Below are 17,514 nucleotides of genomic sequence, written 5' to 3'. Positions count from 1 at the left end.
TTTACATTTTGTGTAGCTACACTTTGTAAAAAGAATCTATTGCTGCTTCGCTTTCACACAAAAGACATCTATTACTACCACTATATTTTCACATATTATCACTATAAATTTAGAGTAATATGCCAGAAAATATACGCTAAGTGAAGTGGTTGATTGGAGTGGAGACTGAGCGACTCCTTGGGGATCAGCGTCACAGATGAGACCCTGGAGCGAGCAGCGCGAGTGAAGCGGCTCATCGGACGCCCCCAGGAAAGCGCTCAGTCGGAACGGAAATCAACCCCTCGTTTTGCCGAAGAGTCTTACTAATTTTGAATACATAAAATATAATGGACAATAATTGCGTCTCGCCCCAAAATTCAAAGTAAGGAAAGAGGTATAAAAAAGGACGTACCGCATATGGTACGCCCTTTTATGATTTATATTTATTTCGCTTCCCAAACATCCACTAAAACGTTCGTTTGTTCACGTGCAGGACCAACAGAGAAAGTAGCAATTTCAATACCAGTTAATTCACTTACGCGTTCTACATAGCGACGTGCATTCTCAGGTAGCTCTTCTAATGTTTTGCAGCCTGTAACATCTTCTGACCAGCCTGGAAGCTCTTCATAAATTGGTTCACATTGTTCAATAATATGAAGATTTGCTGGATACTCAGTAATCGTTTCATCTTTATATTTATACGCTGTACAAATTTTAACTGTTTCTAAACCAGATAAAACATCGATTGAGTTAAGCGCAAGATGCGTAATACCACTTACTCGGCGTGAGTGGCGCACAACTACCGTATCAAACCAACCTACACGACGTGGACGGCCAGTTGTTGTACCGTATTCACGACCAACTTCACGAATTTGTTGACCAACTTCATCAAATAATTCAGTAGGGAACGGTCCATCGCCAACACGAGAAGTATAGGCTTTAGATACACCAATAACATTTGAAACTCGTGATGGGCCAACACCAGCACCAATCGCTACTCCGCCGGCAACAGGATTTGAAGATGTTACAAATGGATACGTACCTTGATCGACATCAAGTAAAATACCTTGTGCTCCTTCAAATAACACTTTGCCGCCTTCATCTAGTACATCATTTAAGATTTTAGACGTGTCTGTTACATATTTTGCGATTTCTTGTCCATAGTTGTAATATTCCTCGAAAATCTCTTCGAATGTTACGCCTTCAACTTCGTAAAATTTCTCAAATAACTTATTCTTAATTGCTAAATTTTGACGTAGTTTTTCTTCAAATACATCCTTGTCTAGTAAATCAGCCATACGGATACCGATACGTGCTACTTTATCCTGATAACATGGTCCAATCCCTTTACAAGTCGTACCAATTTTATTATCGCCACGGCTTTCCTCATCAGCGATATCTTGCTTTATATGATATGGCAAAATAACATGCGCACGGTTAGAAATTCGTAAATTATCTGTATCAATGCCACGCTCTTGTAAACCTTTAAGCTCCGTCACTAATGACTTTGGATTAACAACCAGACCATTTCCGATTACTGAAGCTTTTTCTTTATAGAAAATACCTGATGGGATTAAATGTAACTTATAAGTTTCACCATCAAATTTAATTGTATGTCCTGCATTATCACCGCCTGCAAAACGAGCGATTGCATCAGCTTTTTGTGAAAGGAAATCCGTAATTTTACCTTTTCCTTCGTCTCCCCACTGTGTTCCTACAACTACAACTGATGTCATAGTCAGCACCTCCGTTAGATACCATTTGTATCTCAATTTTTAAGCCGTTAATTATTGTATCAATGATAGAAACGCCTAGTCAACAAAAATACTTAAAAACACGAACATAAAATCAAAAAATACGATTCAACGTTCGTGTTTAATGACAGAATGGTATGAATATTATCTAACATTCAGATTAATTCCGTCTTGGTGTAATCTCCAACGTTGAGTTCCTCTAAAAGAAGGAACTTTTTCTTATGAATGAAGATAAATATTTACTCACGTGGAGGTGGTGGCGGCATTTGCGACCAATCCACATTAATGAATTTATTGAATTCTTTTTTAAAAGCAAGTGTAACTGTACCCGTTGGACCGTTACGCTGTTTAGCAATAATAATCTCAATCATATTTTTACTCTCGGACTCCTTATCGTAATAATCATCACGATATAAGAAGGCAACAATATCAGCATCTTGCTCAATACTTCCCGATTCACGTAAGTCACTCATCATTGGTCGCTTATCTTGACGTTGCTCAACGCCACGAGATAGCTGTGATAATGCAATGACTGGAACCTTTAATTCACGCGCTAAATGTTTTAAAGAACGTGAAATCTCAGATACCTCTTGCTGACGGTTCTCCCCTGCTTTACCACTACCTTGAATAAGTTGTAAATAGTCAATCAAAATCATACCGAGGCCATGCTCTTGTGCTAAACGTCGACATTTTGCGCGAATTTCATTGATACGTACACCCGGTGTATCGTCAATAAAAATTCCTGAATTTGATAAACTCCCCATTGCCATAGTTAGTTTACCCCAATCTTCTGTTGTTAAAGCACCAGTACGTAAAACTTGTGCATCTATATTTCCCTCTGCACAAAGCATACGCATAACTAGCTGCTCAGCACCCATCTCTAAGGAGAAGATCGCAACATTTTCCCGCGCTTGAACGGCAACACTTTGTGCGACATTCAATGCAAAGGCTGTTTTCCCTACAGATGGACGTGCCGCAACAATAATTAAATCGTTACGCTGGAAGCCAGCTGTTATATGGTCTAAGTCACGGAAGCCTGTCGGAATACCTGTAACATCACCTTTTTGTGATTGAAGCTTCTCAATGTTATCAAAGGTTTCCACTAATACGTCTTTAACATGCTTAAAGTCACCCGCATTTTTACGACTGGCTACCTCCATCATTTTCTTCTCTGCTTCACCAAGTAATGCCTCTACCTCATCTTCACGAGTATAGCCATCTTCTACTATTTTAGTAGCAACACGAATTAAACGACGTAATAATGCCTTTTCTTCGACAATTTTCGCATAGTGTGCGACGTTAGCAGCTGTAGGGACAGCATTGGCGAGCTCTAGTAAATAAGATAGCCCGCCAACATCCTCAATTTCTTTTTTAGCTGATAATTCTTCAGTAACTGTGACAACATCTATCGCTTTTCCTTGATCACTTAAACGTAGCATCGTTTCGAAAATTGTTTTATGTGCATTATGATAAAAATCATCTGCTAGTAAAATTTCAGATGCCGTGATTAACGATTGAGGATCGAGGAAAATTGCACCGATAACCGATTGCTCCGCTTCCCGGTTATGCGGTGGGACGCGGTCCATCATCGGTTCGTTCATGGTTCGTCGCCCCTTACTCTTCCGTTACATGAACTTTTAATGTTGCAGATACTTCATGATGTAGTTTTACAGGTACATTTGTAAAGCCTAGCGCACGAATTCCATCACTTAAAGTCATTTTACGTTTATCAATTTTTATGCCATGCGTTTTTTGAAGCCCATCAGCAATTTGCTTTGTAGATACTGAACCAAATAGGCGACCACCTTCACCTGATTTTGCTTTTAATTCTACTGTTAAAGCTTCTAATTTTTCTTTTAACGCTTTCGCTTCAGCTAATTCTGCAGCGGCGTTTTTAGCTTCTAATTTCTTTTGACCATCTAATTGACTTAATGCTTGTGCATTTGCCTCAGCAGCATAGCCATTTTTAATCAAGAAGTTTTGTGCATAGCCGTCAGCTACATTTTTTATTTCCCCTTTTTTCCCTTTTCCTTTAACATCTTTTAAAAATACTACTTTCATGATTCAGAACTCCCTTCGAGTACCTCATTTATGGCCTCTTCTAAATATTTTTTTACTCCAGCAATGGAACTTGCTTCGACTTGGCAAGCTGCATTCGTTAAATGTCCACCGCCGCCTAGCTTTTCCATAACAAGCTGCACGTTTACTTCGCCAAGTGATCTTGCACTTATGCCGATTTTGCCATCTGAACGATGTGCAATGACAAAGGAAGCACCAACATCCTTCATTGTTAGTAAAATATCTGCTGTTTGCGCAATTAGTACAGAATCATACACTTTCGCTTCCTCACCTACAGCAATAGCAATACCCGGCTTCACGAACTTAACAGTTTGCACTATTTTAGAACGCTCAATATACGTATCGACATCTTCTTTTAATAATCGCTGTACTAGCACTGTATCGGCACCATTTGTCCGTAAATAAGAAGCCGCTTCAAACGTACGGGCTCCTGTGCGCAGTGTAAAACTCTTTGTATCGACTATAATTCCCGCCAGCAATGCCGTAGCCTCTAGCATATTAATCTTCGCACGTTTTGGTTGGTACTCGAGTAACTCTGTTATAAGCTCAGCTGTGGACGATGCATAGGGCTCCATATAAACAAGCGTTGGATTTTCTATAAAATCCTCACTGCGACGATGGTGATCAATCACCACAACTTTTTCTGCCAGCTTCAATAGCTGTGATTCGATGACTAAATCCGGTTTATGCGTATCGACTATAACGAGTAAAGATTTTTCTGTCATTCTTGCTGCAGCTTCCTCTGGCGTTAGGAAATTTTCATAGAAATCCGATTTACTCTCTATTTCATTCATTAGACGTGTTACACTTCCGTTTAATTCTTCGAAATTCACGATCACATAGCCCTTCACATCATTCATCTGTGCCATTTTACGTACACCAACAGAGGCACCAATAGAGTCCATATCAGGGTTTTTATGTCCCATAACAAATACTTGGTCACTATCCTGAATTAAATCACGTAGTGCATGGGAAATAACACGTGCTCTAACGCGTGTACGTTTCTCAACAGGGTTCGTTTTCCCACCATAGAATTTCAGTTTCCCTGTAGGTTGCTTGATGGCAACCTGATCACCACCACGCCCTAAAACAAGATCTAAACTTGATTGTGCAAGTTCACCAAGCTCTACTAATGAAGATGATCCTGCGCCAACACCAATACTTAATGTTAGTGACATATTTTTTTGCGCTGTTTTTTCTCGGATTGTATCTAAAATGGCAAATTTTTTCTTCTCAAGCTCCATTAAAATAGATTCGTTTAATACAGCTAAAAAACGATCGGATGATATTCGTTTGACAAATATCCCTTGCTCAGCTGCCCAATCATTAACAATTGATGTCACCATCGTATTCGTTAAACTACGTGGCTGGTCATCCATTGCTTGCGTAATTTCGTCATAATTATCAACAAATAATATCGCAATAACTGTACGATCTGCATAGTATTGTTTTTCAATAGCTATCTGCTCTGTGATATCAAAGAAATAGAGTAAATTCTCTTCTTTTTTATAATAAACTCGAAATTTACGATCACGGAGTGTAATCGTATCTTCGTTTGTCTCTTCACTCTTCATTAGCACGTAAATGTCGTCAGATATATTAACGATTCCTTCACCTACTAAACTCTCCATATTTAAAACGCCTTGCATATATGGATTCGACCATTCTATTTCATATTGATCATTGACAAGTAAAATCCCAATTGGCATTTCAAGCAATGCCTCTTCCCCTACTTTTTTCATGCGGAAAGAAATGGATTCAATATGCCTTTCTGTTTCATCAAAGGTAATCTTTTCTACCTTCCACGTATAGACCATTAATAGTACAAAACCTACTCCATAACCGACACCTATCCCGATATTCCAAATACATAGAAGCACGAACGTCACAATGCCAAAAATGGAAAGAACAAAAAGCGGATAGCGGATTGGTCGTTTTCTAAAAGTCCCCATTACATCAGCCCCTTATTCTTTAGTTTTTCCCTTCACAAGTGAACGTACGTCGAAACCTAAATCTACGATGCCTAGCAATATCATAAAGGATGATAGTGGTAAGGCTAACAAAGTAGCTATCCATTTTACAGCATTCGGCATTCCCTTTTTAGAAATAAGGTAATGTATAAAGGAAATCCCCTGCAGGATTAATAACATCCATAAAACATAAGAAACATTTAAAACAATAACATCTAATGTAGATCCAGCTTCTGGACGCATAAATAAGTTAATGCATAAAACAATCATGTAATACCATAAAATAGATCGTGGTAGACGCATATGTTGGAACGGTGCAAATTTCGGTACGTCGAAACCAAGACGTTTTAATACAGGTAAATTGAACGTCATGACAATAAATGCTGTCATAAATGCAGAGAGTGTTACTATTGCAGGTATTGTCAGTTCAACTGTTTTTAACAGAGCCTCAATTAGCTCTGGCTGAAACGCTTCTTGACCTGTCATAGTTTTTGTCAGTTCATTTGATTGCTCATAACTTGCGCGGAACAACTCCATGCTTATGTTAATCATATTGATACCAGTAAATTGAACATAGGCTACATAGACAATTGTCATTGACAGAAGAACAGCAACCCCTGATGACATGAATAGGTAAAGTTTGCTCTTCTTTTGATTAATTGCATTTCCTATTACGACACCAAGTAATGCCAATACAAAGGCAAATGGTAACATAATTATGCCAGTTGTTAGAGTGGTTAAAACACAGCCTACTACTGCTACAAATACTGATGATGAACGCTTATAATTTGCGCTATACCAAGCAATTGGTAATGGGGCAAATATTAGACTTACTATACGAATGAATGGTACATATGCAGAAATAAGCATAAGAAGCGTAAAGATTGCGACCATCATTGAGCCATGTAAAAGCGCCTTTGTTTGATTATTCGGCATTGAAAACCTTCCTTTTTTCAGTCAAACTTACTGACCTTTATTGTACCATTTTTTTAGGTTATTGAACAAAAAACGCTAAGAACAACTGAATGCTTTGCCATTAATTTTGTAGAACCAATGACTAAAGCGTGAAATACATAGCTATATAGGAGATTTTTTACCGAAAAGGCATAACAAATTCATTATTTATGTTCTTATATATATTGTTGAAATTTTTCAATGATGCATACGACCGTTACTACTGCATGAAAAAAGGCTTTTAATCGAAATGATTATAAGCCGTTTGTTTTTAAAAATGTTACTTAGTCGATTGTTCTTCTCATTCATACGTTTTAGCAATTTGTTTCTCAATCTCTAACATTCATTTTTTCGTTATTCATGTCTCTTAAAAGTGTAATAAATTCTTATACTAATGGCAAATGGTAATATATGGAGTAATTACTGAGGTAAAATAAGGTCATCTCTATAGTATTAGAGATGACAAGATCAGCAACTCCAGTTTTATAAATAAAAAGGCACAACTAAAGTTAATTAAACCTCGTTGTGCCTTTATTATCTTATTTGTCTTCTGCTACGAATGGAAGTAATCCCATGATACGAGAAACTTTGATAGCTGAAGTTAATTTACGTTGGTACTTAGCGCTAGTGCCAGTTACGCGACGTGGTAAGATTTTACCGCGCTCAGAGATGAATTTTTTAAGTAAATCCACATCTTTATAGTCGATATTCGTAATGTTATTAGCAGTGAAGTAGCAAACTTTACGGCGTTTGCGGCCTCCGCGACGTGGTGCCATAGTATGTCTCCTCCTTATCATTTTTTATTTTAGAAGTATTAGAATGGTAAGTCATCCTCAGATACTTCTATCGGTCCTTTGCTATTAGCAAATGGATCCTCATCTACACGTGTATAATTCGGCTGATTCATAGGTGGTTGATTTTGCTGATAAGCATCGCCGCCAAATGAACCCTGCCCTGGCATAGCACCACCAAACTGTTGCTGTGGTTGTCCACCGCCATATGACGGTTGATTATTACCGTAAGTATTCTGCCCACCATATTGAGGAGCAGGAGCACCGCTAGTATTACGAGGCTCTAAAAACTGTACGCTATCTGCCACTACATCTGTTGTGTATACTCGTTTACCATCTTGTCCTTCATAGCTGCCTGTTTGAATGCGACCTTCCACTCCAATCAAACTTCCTTTTCGCATGAAGTTTGCTAAGTTTTCAGCCTGTTTGCGCCATGCAACACAGCTAATGAAATCAGCTTCGCGATCACCTTGTTGGTTTGAGAATGTTCGATTCACAGCAACTGTAAATCTTGTAGACGCAACACCATTAGGCGTATAGCGTAGCTCAGGATCTTTTGTTAGTCTTCCAACTAATACGACACGGTTTATCATCAGAAATGCAACCTCCTTTTCAGCATTTTGTTAAATGATTATGCTTCTTGACGAACCGCAATGTGACGAATGATATCTTCGCTAATGTTAGCAAGACGTGTGTATTCGTTAATTGCTTCTGAAGTAGCGTTTATTTTCACGATTTGGTAGAAACCTTCGCGGAAGTCTTGAATTTCATAAGCTAAGCGGCGTTTGCCCCACTCTTTTGATTCGATGACTTCTGCACCGTTAGAAGTTAAAATTTCGTTGAAACGTTCAACTAAAGCTTTCTTCGCTTCGTCTTCAATGTTCGGACGTACGATGTACATTAATTCGTATTTTCTCATCTGTTTACACCTCCTTATGGACTTAGGCTCTCCTGTATACAGGGAGCAAGGAGCAAGTAATAATTATTACTCACATCAATGAATTGTAACATATAGATACGTGTCTTTCAAGTCGCAACCAAACAATTCTTTCTATATAATGAACTTAATTCATGAATGAGAGGAGGATCTTCATGCTACCAGATAAAGAACCTATCGTAATCGAATTGGATATAAAAAAACTAATGATGGATAATATTGTTGGTACAAGTGGTCTCGTCATATTATTTGTAGCTATTCAATCTATTTGCTTTAAAGATTTTGATTTTTCATTTTGGAATATGATTATTGGATCTATCCTTTTTGTTATTCTGTATATTATTTTCATTGTCTTACATGAAGCCTTTCATTTAATTGGCTTTATGGTCTTTGGAGGCGTACCCTTTAAATCGTTAAAATATGGTCTAAATTTAGAGCTTGGCATAGCGTACGCAACAACTGAACAACCGTTACCGAATCATGCAATGAAAAAAGCTTTATTACTTCCATTTTGGACAACTGGCGTTCTCCCGACAATTGCTGGTTTCTACTTTAACAGTACTGTTTTAGTATTAGTAGGTGCTTTTTTAATCGCTGGAGCAGTCGGTGATTTTTCCATGTATACAGAATTACGTAAATACCCAAAAAATGCGTTAATACAAGATGATCCTCATTTACCTAAGCTTTATGTATATTTGCCCGAGGAAAAGAAATAACTTTGCTGAGTGTCACGTGACAAATAGAATCTGCTTGTCCCCAAGCAGGTTCTATTTTTTAACACAAATTTATGGCGTTAAAAACTATGCTGTGCAGCTGTATATAAATTTCTCCAAATACGATTAATGGAAGATGTCTCCGTAATTGCATCCATGCCAAGTCTACGTATTAAGCTATTGGCAATGTCTACACAAGCCGCTGCACTATCTTTACTTATTCGTGAAAATTGTTGGAGTTGTTCTTCAGTCAACTCATGACCTTCTTTATGTTTTTGCCAGTATTCGTTCAACAGTAAATAATATCGCTCTTCAAGCTGTCTAAAGTTCTTCTGTTGCTGCATCAATAAAAATTGTATTGCACCCATACGTTCGGTACGGCTTGGATCATGCTTTCTTTGCTTTACTAAAATAGACGCCTCTTCTAAGAAATTTTCTGTTATCCCAAGACAAACACTTAGAAATGAGGCTTCTGCAAATGCTCCAAACGGAAAACTATGTACCGCACTTCCATACTTGTTTTTAATTATACCCCATTGGAATGTTTCCTCTTGTGGTACCCAAACATTTTGCACACGGATCGTATGACTAGCTGTCGCTTTTAAGCCCATTGCTCGCCAATCATTAAGAATCTCTACTTGATCACGATTTACTGAGCAACTAATTATTTCATCTGTTCTATTACCTTCATCCTCGACAAAGCAATTCATCGTAAAAGTTGTAGCATAATCCGATCCACTACAATACTTCCATTGACCAGTGACACGATAGCCCCCATCTATTTTTACTGCTACGCCAGTAGGATAGCCACTGCCTGCTATGACTGCAATTCTTGGTGAAAACATTTTTCCAACAACCTCTTTGTTGAATGTTGGAATAAACACGTTACCCCCTGTTCCTATTGTGACAAGCCAGCCAAAGTTACCATCAAGTGCAGACATCTGCTGAAATACTTTAATACCCTCTAGTAGATCTAAATCTTTACCGCCTAATTCCTTTGCGGTGAATAGCTTAAACAATTGATGCTCATAAATAAGATCTAATATGTCTTCTGGTAATTTACCTAACTCCTCCATTTCTAAACCACGATCTTTTATTTGTAATATGTTCATACTAATCCTCCTAATTGAAAATTCAGATAAAATTATATACAAAAAAAGGCAATCTTTTGAAAGATTGCCCCTGGCGTTTTTTACACATTGAAACGGAATAACATAATATCGCCGTCTTGTACAACATACTCTTTACCTTCAAGACGGACTTTCCCAGCTTCTTTAGCAGCAGGTTGAGAACCGGCTTCTACTAAATCTTCGAAAGCAACTGTTTCTGCACGAATAAATCCACGTTCAAAGTCTGTATGAATGATTCCTGCACATTGTGGTGCCTTCATACCTTTACGGAATGTCCATGCACGTACCTCTTGTACCCCGGCAGTGAAATAAGTTGCTAGCCCTAGTAAATCATATGAAGTACGGATTAACTGGTCTAAACCAGATTCTTTAATACCTAGTTCTTCTAAGAACATTGATTTTTCTTCATCATCAAGCTCAGAAATTTCTTCCTCAATTTTTGCACAAATTGTGATAACTTGAGCTCCTTCAGCAGCTGCATACTCACGTACCTTTTGCACATATTCGTTATTATCTGCATCAGCTACTTCATCTTCTGAAACGTTTGCCACATAAAGCATAGGTTTAATTGTTAAAAGATGAAGTCCTTTAATAACCTTTAGCTCGTCTTCTGAAAGCTCTGCAGCGCGTGCTGGTCGACCGTTTTCTAATTGTTCTTTAATTTTCACAAGAATTGGTTCTTCGATCATGGCTTCTTTGTCTTTTTGCTTAGCCATTTTGCTAACACGTTGTAATCGCTTATCAACAGATTCTAAATCAGCAAGTGCAAGCTCTAAATTAATGACCTCAATATCGTCAATCGGATCAACTCCACCTGATACGTGCGTAATATTTTCATCAACAAAACAACGTACAACTTGGCAAATTGCATCTACTTCACGAATATGAGCAAGGAATTTGTTCCCTAACCCTTCACCCTTTGAAGCGCCTTTTACGATCCCAGCAATATCTGTAAACTCAAATGCTGTTGGTACTGTTTTTTTAGGTGTTACTAATTCTGTTAATTTATCTAAACGTGCATCTGGTACTTCAACAATACCGACGTTCGGATCGATTGTTGCGAATGGATAGTTTGCAGCCAATGCGCCCGCTTTTGTAATTGCGTTAAATAATGTTGATTTTCCAACGTTAGGTAAACCAACGATTCCAGCTGTTAATGCCATGTATGGACACAACCTTTCTATGATCTGTTCAAATTTGCTCTTAATAACGGATACTGTGAGGTTACAGAAATCCTCACTGATTCATCACTGTATAACCCTATCTATTATATTGATTCACTTCTAAAAAGTCTAATACACATCAATTTCGTCTTGGCATAATTGCGTCCGGATTTTGAATTGTGCCCGCACAATTCATTCCTTTCAAAATCCATGACATCCGCCGGAGGCTTTATCTTTATTCAGTGGGTGTCAGAACACCTACTGATTGAAGATAAAAACTAGTCCTCACTAGCCGAAATTAAAACCTTTTTCATTTTTTTCTCAAATTCGCGGCGTGGAATCATGACACTATGCTGACAGCCTTCACATTTAATGCGTACATCCGCCCCCATCCGAATAATTTTCCATTCATTTGTACCGCATGGGTGCTGCTTTTTCATTTCAACAATATCGTTTAAACCAAATTTCTTTGCTTCCATATTACTCACTTCTCCCCTCTTCATTAACACCATAGAACATCATTTTCGGTTGAGCCATTGGTATATTATTTTCTTCAAAGAGTTTTGTAACATCACGACGAATCGTACGAGCCACTCCATGTTGTTGCTGTGGTAATGTTTCTGCGGCTATACGAATCGTTACCTCTGTCCCCTTAACACTTTGTACACCTAAAAAGACAGGTACTGCTACAAGCTCCTTATGAATTTCAGGTAAAGTATTTAAATACTTTTGAATAATAGATTCGGCTCTGTCAAAATCGGCATCGGTCGTCATTTGTAAATCTATATAAATTTTAGAGTTGTTGACAGAGTAATTGACAACATCGCCGATCGAACCATTCGGAATAATAAACTGCTCTCCTGTAGAACCATTAATCTTTGTCGTACGTAAACCGATTTCTACAACAGTTCCTTCGGCTGAATTTATTTTTATATAATCGCCAACACCAAATTGATCTTCAAAAATAATAAAGAATCCAGTAATGACATCCTTCACTAAACTTTGCGCACCAAAACCAATGGCTAAACCAACAATCCCTGCTCCGGCCAATAACCCTGCTATCTTAATCTCTAAGATAGAGAGAATAGCAACGATTGCTGAAAAATAAACAACATAGGAAATGACACTTTGTAATAATCTTGAAATTGTTGTTTGTCGACGTTCTGAATGATCTAAAGGTGAACGCATACGCATTAAAAACACTTTTTTAATAAACTTCTTTCCTAATCGTACAGCTAGCCACGATGCAATCAAGATAATAGTAATCTTAACCGAAACTTTTGTTATATTTATCCAGAGTTCCTCTGACATCAGCTTATCCCAACCGTTTTTTAATACCCTTTCACTAAACCAATCCATTATTACCACCTCTTGAATAACTTGCTAAAAATTTGCGTATACTGCATAAAAATCGAGCACTTCTTACAAATAAAAAGGAAAGCGAGTTTTTTTATGAATACTATACCTAAATTGTTACTCCCTTATTCTCTTCATCATGAAAGTAAAAATACCGTTTGGCAATTAAGTACATTATTTTTAGAGCATATACCCTTTCATCATGAACGCCTTATTTTCTGTTGTATTGGAAGTGACCGTTGTACAGGTGATACGCTTGGGCCGTTAACAGGTAGCTTCCTAAAAAAGTCAGTTAGTTTCCCCTATGAAATTGTAGGCTCTTTAGACAATCCTTTGCATGCCCTTAATTTAGACACTACTATGCAACAGCTACACAATCATACTATAAAACCTTTCATTATTGCGATTGATGCATGTCTTGGAAGTGAACAAAATGTTGGACATATTTCTGTACAGAGTGGACCTATCTTTCCAGGAAAAGCTGTAAAAAAACAATTACCCCCAATCGGTGACATTTCCATTAAGGGAATCGTCAATGTTGGAGGCTTTATGGAAATGCTTGTTTTACAAAATACAAGACTTCATATTTCTTATGCAATGGCGGAAAAACTTTCAAGGGCTCTATTGCTCGCTACACATCGTTACTCACTAAAAAATATAGAAGATAGCAACCACAATACCGACAATGATGAGACCTGGCAACAAGTTAGCAGCCTTGATCTTAGTTAAGCCTGCTATATTTAAACCAATGGCAAAAATCATAACACCACCTACTGCAGTCATTTCTTGAATAAACATTTGTAGTGCAGCATCTGGTATAAAAGAGCTAATAACACCTGCAAAAAGTGCAATTAATCCTTGATAGACGAATACAGGTACTGCAGATAATAGCACGCCAATACCTAATGTAGATGTTAAGATTATCGATATAAATCCATCGATTAGTCCTTTCGTAATAAGTATATTATGATCGTTACGCAGACCACTATCGAGTGCACCAATGACGCCCATAGAGCCAACTACAAATATTAAAGATGCCGTTACAAAACCTTCTGCTATGCCAATTTGATTATTATCAGTTCGATTTTTACTAAATAAAGATTCTACCCATTTCCCAAGTCTATTCATTTGCTTATCTAAATCTAACCACTCACCAATTACTGTACCTACCACTAAACTAATCATTAAAATAATAAAATTATCGCTTTCAAAGCCCATTTTAATCCCTAAAAGTGCAACTGCTAAACCAATAATCGATAATACAGTAGATTTCATCGATTCAGGAATATTTTTAAAGATGCGTCCTACTAATGCACCCGTCATAATAAGCAAAGCGTTAATTAATGCCCCTAGTAATACCACGTCCCAACCTTCCTTCTCTCTAGAAAAATAGAGAGCGCCTTGTAGTTCGGCGCTCTGATCACGTTATTGATATTTCTCTTATTCTTCCTCTTCCTGTAAATTTAATATTTCTAAAATACGTTCTAAATCATCTTCAGAGTAAAATTCAATTTCAATTTTCCCTTTATTATTAGATTTTCTAATTTGTACATTTGTTCCAAAGTAATCACGTAACTGTGTTTCCTTAGCTGCCACGAATATATCTTTTTTCTTTAGTTGAGTTGTTTCACGTGAAACTTCTTCATTCAAATTGTGTACTAACATTTCAACTTGCCGTACGTTTAAACCTTGTTTGATGACCTTATTTGCCACTTCTGATATTCTTCTTTTATTTTTCAACCCAAGTAACGCTCGTCCTTGCCCCATCGATAGTGTTCCATCATTCATAAACTCACGAACATCCTCTGGTAATGCAAGTAAACGAACATGATTGGCAATATGCGGTCTACTTTTCCCTAATCTTTTGGATAGCTCCTCCTGCGTTAAATGTAAGCTTTCCATTAAGCTTTGATATGCCTCAGCCTCTTCAATAACTGTCAAATCTTCACGCTGTAGATTTTCTAAAATAGCTAGTTCCATCATTTGCGCATCTGATAGCTCTTTTATAATAGCTGGAATAACCTCTAAACCTGCTAATTGAGTCGCTCTATAGCGGCGTTCTCCGGCAACAATTTCATATTTACGCCCTTTTTTACGTACAGCAATTGGCTGTAAAATACCATGTTCCTGTATAGAGTCAGCTAATTCTTGTAAAGTTTCTTCATCAAAAATTTTACGAGGCTGAAATGGGTTTGCGATGATAAGCTCTAATTGTATTTCTTCCACTTGCCCACTTTGTTCTATAGACTCTCCAGGAAATAATGCACCTATGCCTCTTCCTAGACCTTTAGCCATTTTTAATCACTTCCCTCGCCATCTCTAAATACACTTCTGCACCTCTTGATTTTGCATCATAAATGATAATTGGCTGCCCATGACTTGGAGCCTCACTTAATCGCACATTACGAGGAATAATTGTTTTGTATACTTTATCTTGGAAATACTTTTTCACTTCATCAATAACTTGTAAGCCTAGGTTTGTTCGTGCATCAAGCATCGTCAACAATACGCCATCAATGTATAATTGCTGATTTAAATGTTTTTGCACTAAACGGACAGTTGATAACAACTGACTTAACCCCTCTAATGCGTAATATTCGCATTGTACAGGAATAATAAGCGCATCCGAAGCAGTTAAAGCATTAATTGTTAGTAGCCCTAACGAAGGCGGGCAATCAATAATAATATAATCATAGTCTTCTTTTACATCTTGAAGTGCGTGCTTTAAACGTACTTCTCTGGAAATTGTCGAAACTAATTCAATTTCAGCTCCTGCTAGTGAAATGGTTGCTGGAACGATTGCTAAGTTTTCAACATTTGTTTGTTGAATGACATTTTCAACGTTTTCATCATCAATTAATACATCATAAATGCAGCCTTGAAGTTCTCCTTTGTTTACACCAAGTCCACTTGTTGTATTTCCTTGTGGATCAGTATCGATTAAGAGCACTTTCTTCCCTAAGTATGCTAGACAAGCGCTCAAATTGACCGATGTCGTTGTTTTTCCTACGCCACCCTTTTGATTGGCGATTGCTATAATTCTACCCATTTAAAAGCACCTGCTTTCATCTATCAAAGGTTCACTTTGACAAATCATTTGTAAAATCACTGATCAATTATGCCTCGGCATAATTGTGTTCGGATTCGGCTTTGTCAGTTAGCCGTTTTCGCATAGATGCGATGATTTTAGGCTAACATCCTTTATTAACTCCTTTCCGAATCCGTGACATCCGCCGGAGGTTTTGGGACAACAGATGTTTTTGCGCGAAAGCGTAGTGCTAACGCAGCGTCAGCAGCAAGATGTTGGTCTCTCAGTCGTTGCCACAGGACGTGGCGTTCTTAGACTGAGTTCCTCTATTTCAGCGGATGGTTGGACACCCCACCCGCGAAAAATAACTTAGACCCGCATTCATCTTACCACTTATAGAGGTGAGAGACTTCTGTAACTGCCGTTTCACTTTCGTGACAAAAAACACTTGCTCCAAAGAAGTTAAATATCTCTATCTAACTTTCATTCTATCAAAAAAACAGAAAATAGTTGTATAAAATATTAAGAATATATGCAAAAAAGGAGACATCTCCCAGAATTATTACTGAGATGCCTCCTCCGTACAGAGATATATAAGTAGTTCATCATCATATCGCGAGGTTGATTTTCGTTCCGACTGGATACTTCCCTGGGGGCGTTTATCCTCCACTCCAATCAACTTATAGAAATATCATCCTTTGATGATGCTATAAAAGCCAATTCTTTATTTTTCTAATATAACTTCAATCACTACTTAAGACTTTTTCTTTTTAGGTATTTTCACTGTAATTTGATAATATTCCTCTGTGTCTTCTTCTTCGGTCTTAACTGTTATACCGCTCTTTGTTACCATAGATAAAGATTGTTTAATCGTATTTAAAGCAATGCGTACGTCTTTACTAATGGCCTTACGTTTCGGCTTTACTTTCTTTGGCTCCGCTTCTTCTTGAGCTACTACCTCCGGATGTAATAAAACATAAATCTGTTCTTCTAACTGGCGAACATTCCAATCATTTTCAATCGTTTGTTGTAAAACTTCTAACTGTAATGGCCGATCTTTAATTGCAATTAATGCACGTGCATGTCGTTCAGAGATTTCACGCTTCAAAATAGCTTGCTGCACTTCTTCAGGAAGCTTTAGTAAACGTAATTTATTGGCTACCGTGGATTGTCCTTTTCCAAGTCGTTGGGCCAGAGCTTCTTGTGTCAGCTCATGAAGCTCTAATAATTTTTGATAGGCAACAGCTTCTTCAATTGCTGTTAATTCCTCACGTTGTAGGTTCTCGATTAACGCGATAGAGGCTGTTTCCTTATCAGTTAAATTTCTTATAATTGCCGGGACTTCTGTCCATTGTAGCTTCTTCATTGCTCGATAGCGACGCTCACCAGCAATGATTTCATATTGATTTTCTGCTGTTTTACGTACAACAATTGGCTGAATTACACCATGTGTATGAATGGTTCTTGATAATTCTTCAATTTTTTCATCATCAAAAATAGTACGTGGCTGAAAACGGTTAGGTACAATTTGATCAATAGGCAGCTTTATAACTTCTTCTGCTGCATGAACCGTCTCTGCTTGTTCTACTTCATTTTTCACAATAGGCTCAGTTTTATTTCCGCCTCCAAAAAAACGTGAAAAAGGACTTTTCATCCAAGT

18 protein-coding genes are annotated in these 17,514 nt (G+C 37.6%); 2 read left to right on the top strand and 16 right to left on the bottom strand.

All coding sequences use genetic code 11. The features are described 5' to 3' along the window. Positions 1-422: 422 nt before the first annotated feature. The 8 genes from ACIPKN_RS15120 to rpsF all read right to left on the bottom strand — a co-directional run bounded on the left by ACIPKN_RS15120 (position 423) and on the right by rpsF (position 8,446). Positions 423-1,715, bottom strand: coding sequence for an adenylosuccinate synthase (locus ACIPKN_RS15120; RefSeq protein WP_400937482.1), 1,293 nt, complete (start codon positions 1,713-1,715; stop codon positions 423-425). 257 nt (positions 1,716-1,972) lie between these two features. Then, positions 1,973-3,334 carry a replicative DNA helicase gene (dnaB, locus tag ACIPKN_RS15115; protein WP_400937480.1) on the bottom strand — a complete coding sequence of 454 codons (1,362 nt, stop codon included), beginning with the start codon at positions 3,332-3,334 and terminating at the stop codon, positions 1,973-1,975. 13 nt (positions 3,335-3,347) lie between these two features. Further along, positions 3,348-3,794 (bottom strand): 50S ribosomal protein L9, encoded by a 447-nt coding sequence (rplI, locus tag ACIPKN_RS15110; RefSeq protein ID WP_142510034.1) that lies wholly within the window; start codon positions 3,792-3,794, stop codon positions 3,348-3,350. Continuing rightward, positions 3,791-5,764 carry a DHH family phosphoesterase gene (locus tag ACIPKN_RS15105; protein WP_400937477.1) on the bottom strand — a complete coding sequence of 658 codons (1,974 nt, stop codon included), beginning with the start codon at positions 5,762-5,764 and terminating at the stop codon, positions 3,791-3,793. Before ACIPKN_RS15105 ends, rplI begins: the two co-directional genes overlap by 4 nt. A gap of 12 nt (positions 5,765-5,776) precedes the next feature. After that, complete coding sequence (locus tag ACIPKN_RS15100) at positions 5,777-6,718, bottom strand: YybS family protein (protein WP_400937474.1); 942 nt, start codon at positions 6,716-6,718, stop codon at positions 5,777-5,779. A gap of 557 nt (positions 6,719-7,275) precedes the next feature. After that, positions 7,276-7,512, bottom strand: coding sequence for a 30S ribosomal protein S18 (gene rpsR, locus ACIPKN_RS15095; RefSeq protein WP_049662616.1), 237 nt, complete (start codon positions 7,510-7,512; stop codon positions 7,276-7,278). Positions 7,513-7,550: 38 nt separating this feature from the next. Then, positions 7,551-8,120 carry a single-stranded DNA-binding protein gene (ssb, locus tag ACIPKN_RS15090; RefSeq protein ID WP_142510031.1) on the bottom strand — a complete coding sequence of 190 codons (570 nt, stop codon included), beginning with the start codon at positions 8,118-8,120 and terminating at the stop codon, positions 7,551-7,553. Positions 8,121-8,158: 38 nt separating this feature from the next. Continuing rightward, positions 8,159-8,446, bottom strand: coding sequence for a 30S ribosomal protein S6 (gene rpsF, locus ACIPKN_RS15085; RefSeq protein WP_400937470.1), 288 nt, complete (start codon positions 8,444-8,446; stop codon positions 8,159-8,161). Between the two features lie 173 nt (positions 8,447-8,619). On the opposite strand from rpsF, the gene ACIPKN_RS15080 reads away from it, so the two are divergent. Beyond that, the gene (locus tag ACIPKN_RS15080) at positions 8,620-9,180 is read left to right on the top strand and encodes a DUF3267 domain-containing protein (protein ID WP_400937468.1); all 561 of its coding nucleotides are present in this window, start codon (positions 8,620-8,622) and stop codon (positions 9,178-9,180) included. A 77-nt stretch (positions 9,181-9,257) separates the two neighbouring features. On the opposite strand, the gene ACIPKN_RS15075 is transcribed toward ACIPKN_RS15080, so the two are convergent. The 4 genes from ACIPKN_RS15075 to ACIPKN_RS15060 form a co-directional block, all read right to left on the bottom strand. Continuing rightward, the gene (locus ACIPKN_RS15075; RefSeq protein WP_400937465.1) at positions 9,258-10,289 is read right to left on the bottom strand and encodes an acyl-CoA dehydrogenase family protein; all 1,032 of its coding nucleotides are present in this window, start codon (positions 10,287-10,289) and stop codon (positions 9,258-9,260) included. Between the two features lie 80 nt (positions 10,290-10,369). Then, positions 10,370-11,470, bottom strand: coding sequence for a redox-regulated ATPase YchF (gene ychF / locus ACIPKN_RS15070; RefSeq protein ID WP_400937463.1), 1,101 nt, complete (start codon positions 11,468-11,470; stop codon positions 10,370-10,372). Between the two features lie 278 nt (positions 11,471-11,748). Continuing rightward, positions 11,749-11,949, bottom strand: coding sequence for a DUF951 domain-containing protein (locus ACIPKN_RS15065; protein ID WP_100541906.1), 201 nt, complete (start codon positions 11,947-11,949; stop codon positions 11,749-11,751). A 1-nt stretch (position 11,950) separates the two neighbouring features. After that, the gene (locus tag ACIPKN_RS15060; RefSeq protein ID WP_400937460.1) at positions 11,951-12,829 is read right to left on the bottom strand and encodes a mechanosensitive ion channel family protein; all 879 of its coding nucleotides are present in this window, start codon (positions 12,827-12,829) and stop codon (positions 11,951-11,953) included. A gap of 93 nt (positions 12,830-12,922) precedes the next feature. On the opposite strand from ACIPKN_RS15060, the gene yyaC reads away from it, so the two are divergent. Then, a complete protein-coding gene (gene yyaC / locus ACIPKN_RS15055) occupies positions 12,923-13,555 on the top strand; it encodes a spore protease YyaC (RefSeq protein WP_400937457.1) in 633 nt (210 codons plus the stop codon). On the opposite strand, the gene ACIPKN_RS15050 is transcribed toward yyaC, so the two are convergent. The 4 genes from ACIPKN_RS15050 to noc form a co-directional block, all read right to left on the bottom strand. Beyond that, a complete protein-coding gene (locus tag ACIPKN_RS15050) occupies positions 13,475-14,188 on the bottom strand; it encodes a DUF554 domain-containing protein (protein ID WP_400937455.1) in 714 nt (237 codons plus the stop codon). The genes yyaC and ACIPKN_RS15050 overlap by 81 nt on opposite strands. 78 nt (positions 14,189-14,266) lie before the next feature. Next, a complete protein-coding gene (locus ACIPKN_RS15045) occupies positions 14,267-15,121 on the bottom strand; it encodes a ParB/RepB/Spo0J family partition protein (protein WP_400937452.1) in 855 nt (284 codons plus the stop codon). Then, on the bottom strand, positions 15,114-15,875 hold the full coding sequence (locus ACIPKN_RS15040; RefSeq protein WP_049662596.1) for a ParA family protein: 762 nt from the start codon (positions 15,873-15,875) through the stop codon (positions 15,114-15,116). Before ACIPKN_RS15040 ends, ACIPKN_RS15045 begins: the two co-directional genes overlap by 8 nt. 733 nt (positions 15,876-16,608) lie before the next feature. After that, on the bottom strand, positions 16,609-17,508 hold the full coding sequence (noc, locus tag ACIPKN_RS15035; RefSeq protein WP_142510023.1) for a nucleoid occlusion protein: 900 nt from the start codon (positions 17,506-17,508) through the stop codon (positions 16,609-16,611). Positions 17,509-17,514 lie beyond the last annotated feature (6 nt).

Origin of the sequence: Lysinibacillus sp. NPDC086135 (assembly GCF_044746345.1) — a bacterium.
GTDB lineage: Bacteria > Bacillota > Bacilli > Bacillales_A > Planococcaceae > Lysinibacillus.
The sequence above is the reverse complement of the archived record's forward strand: the minus strand, read 5'-3'. Positions and strand labels throughout refer to the sequence as shown.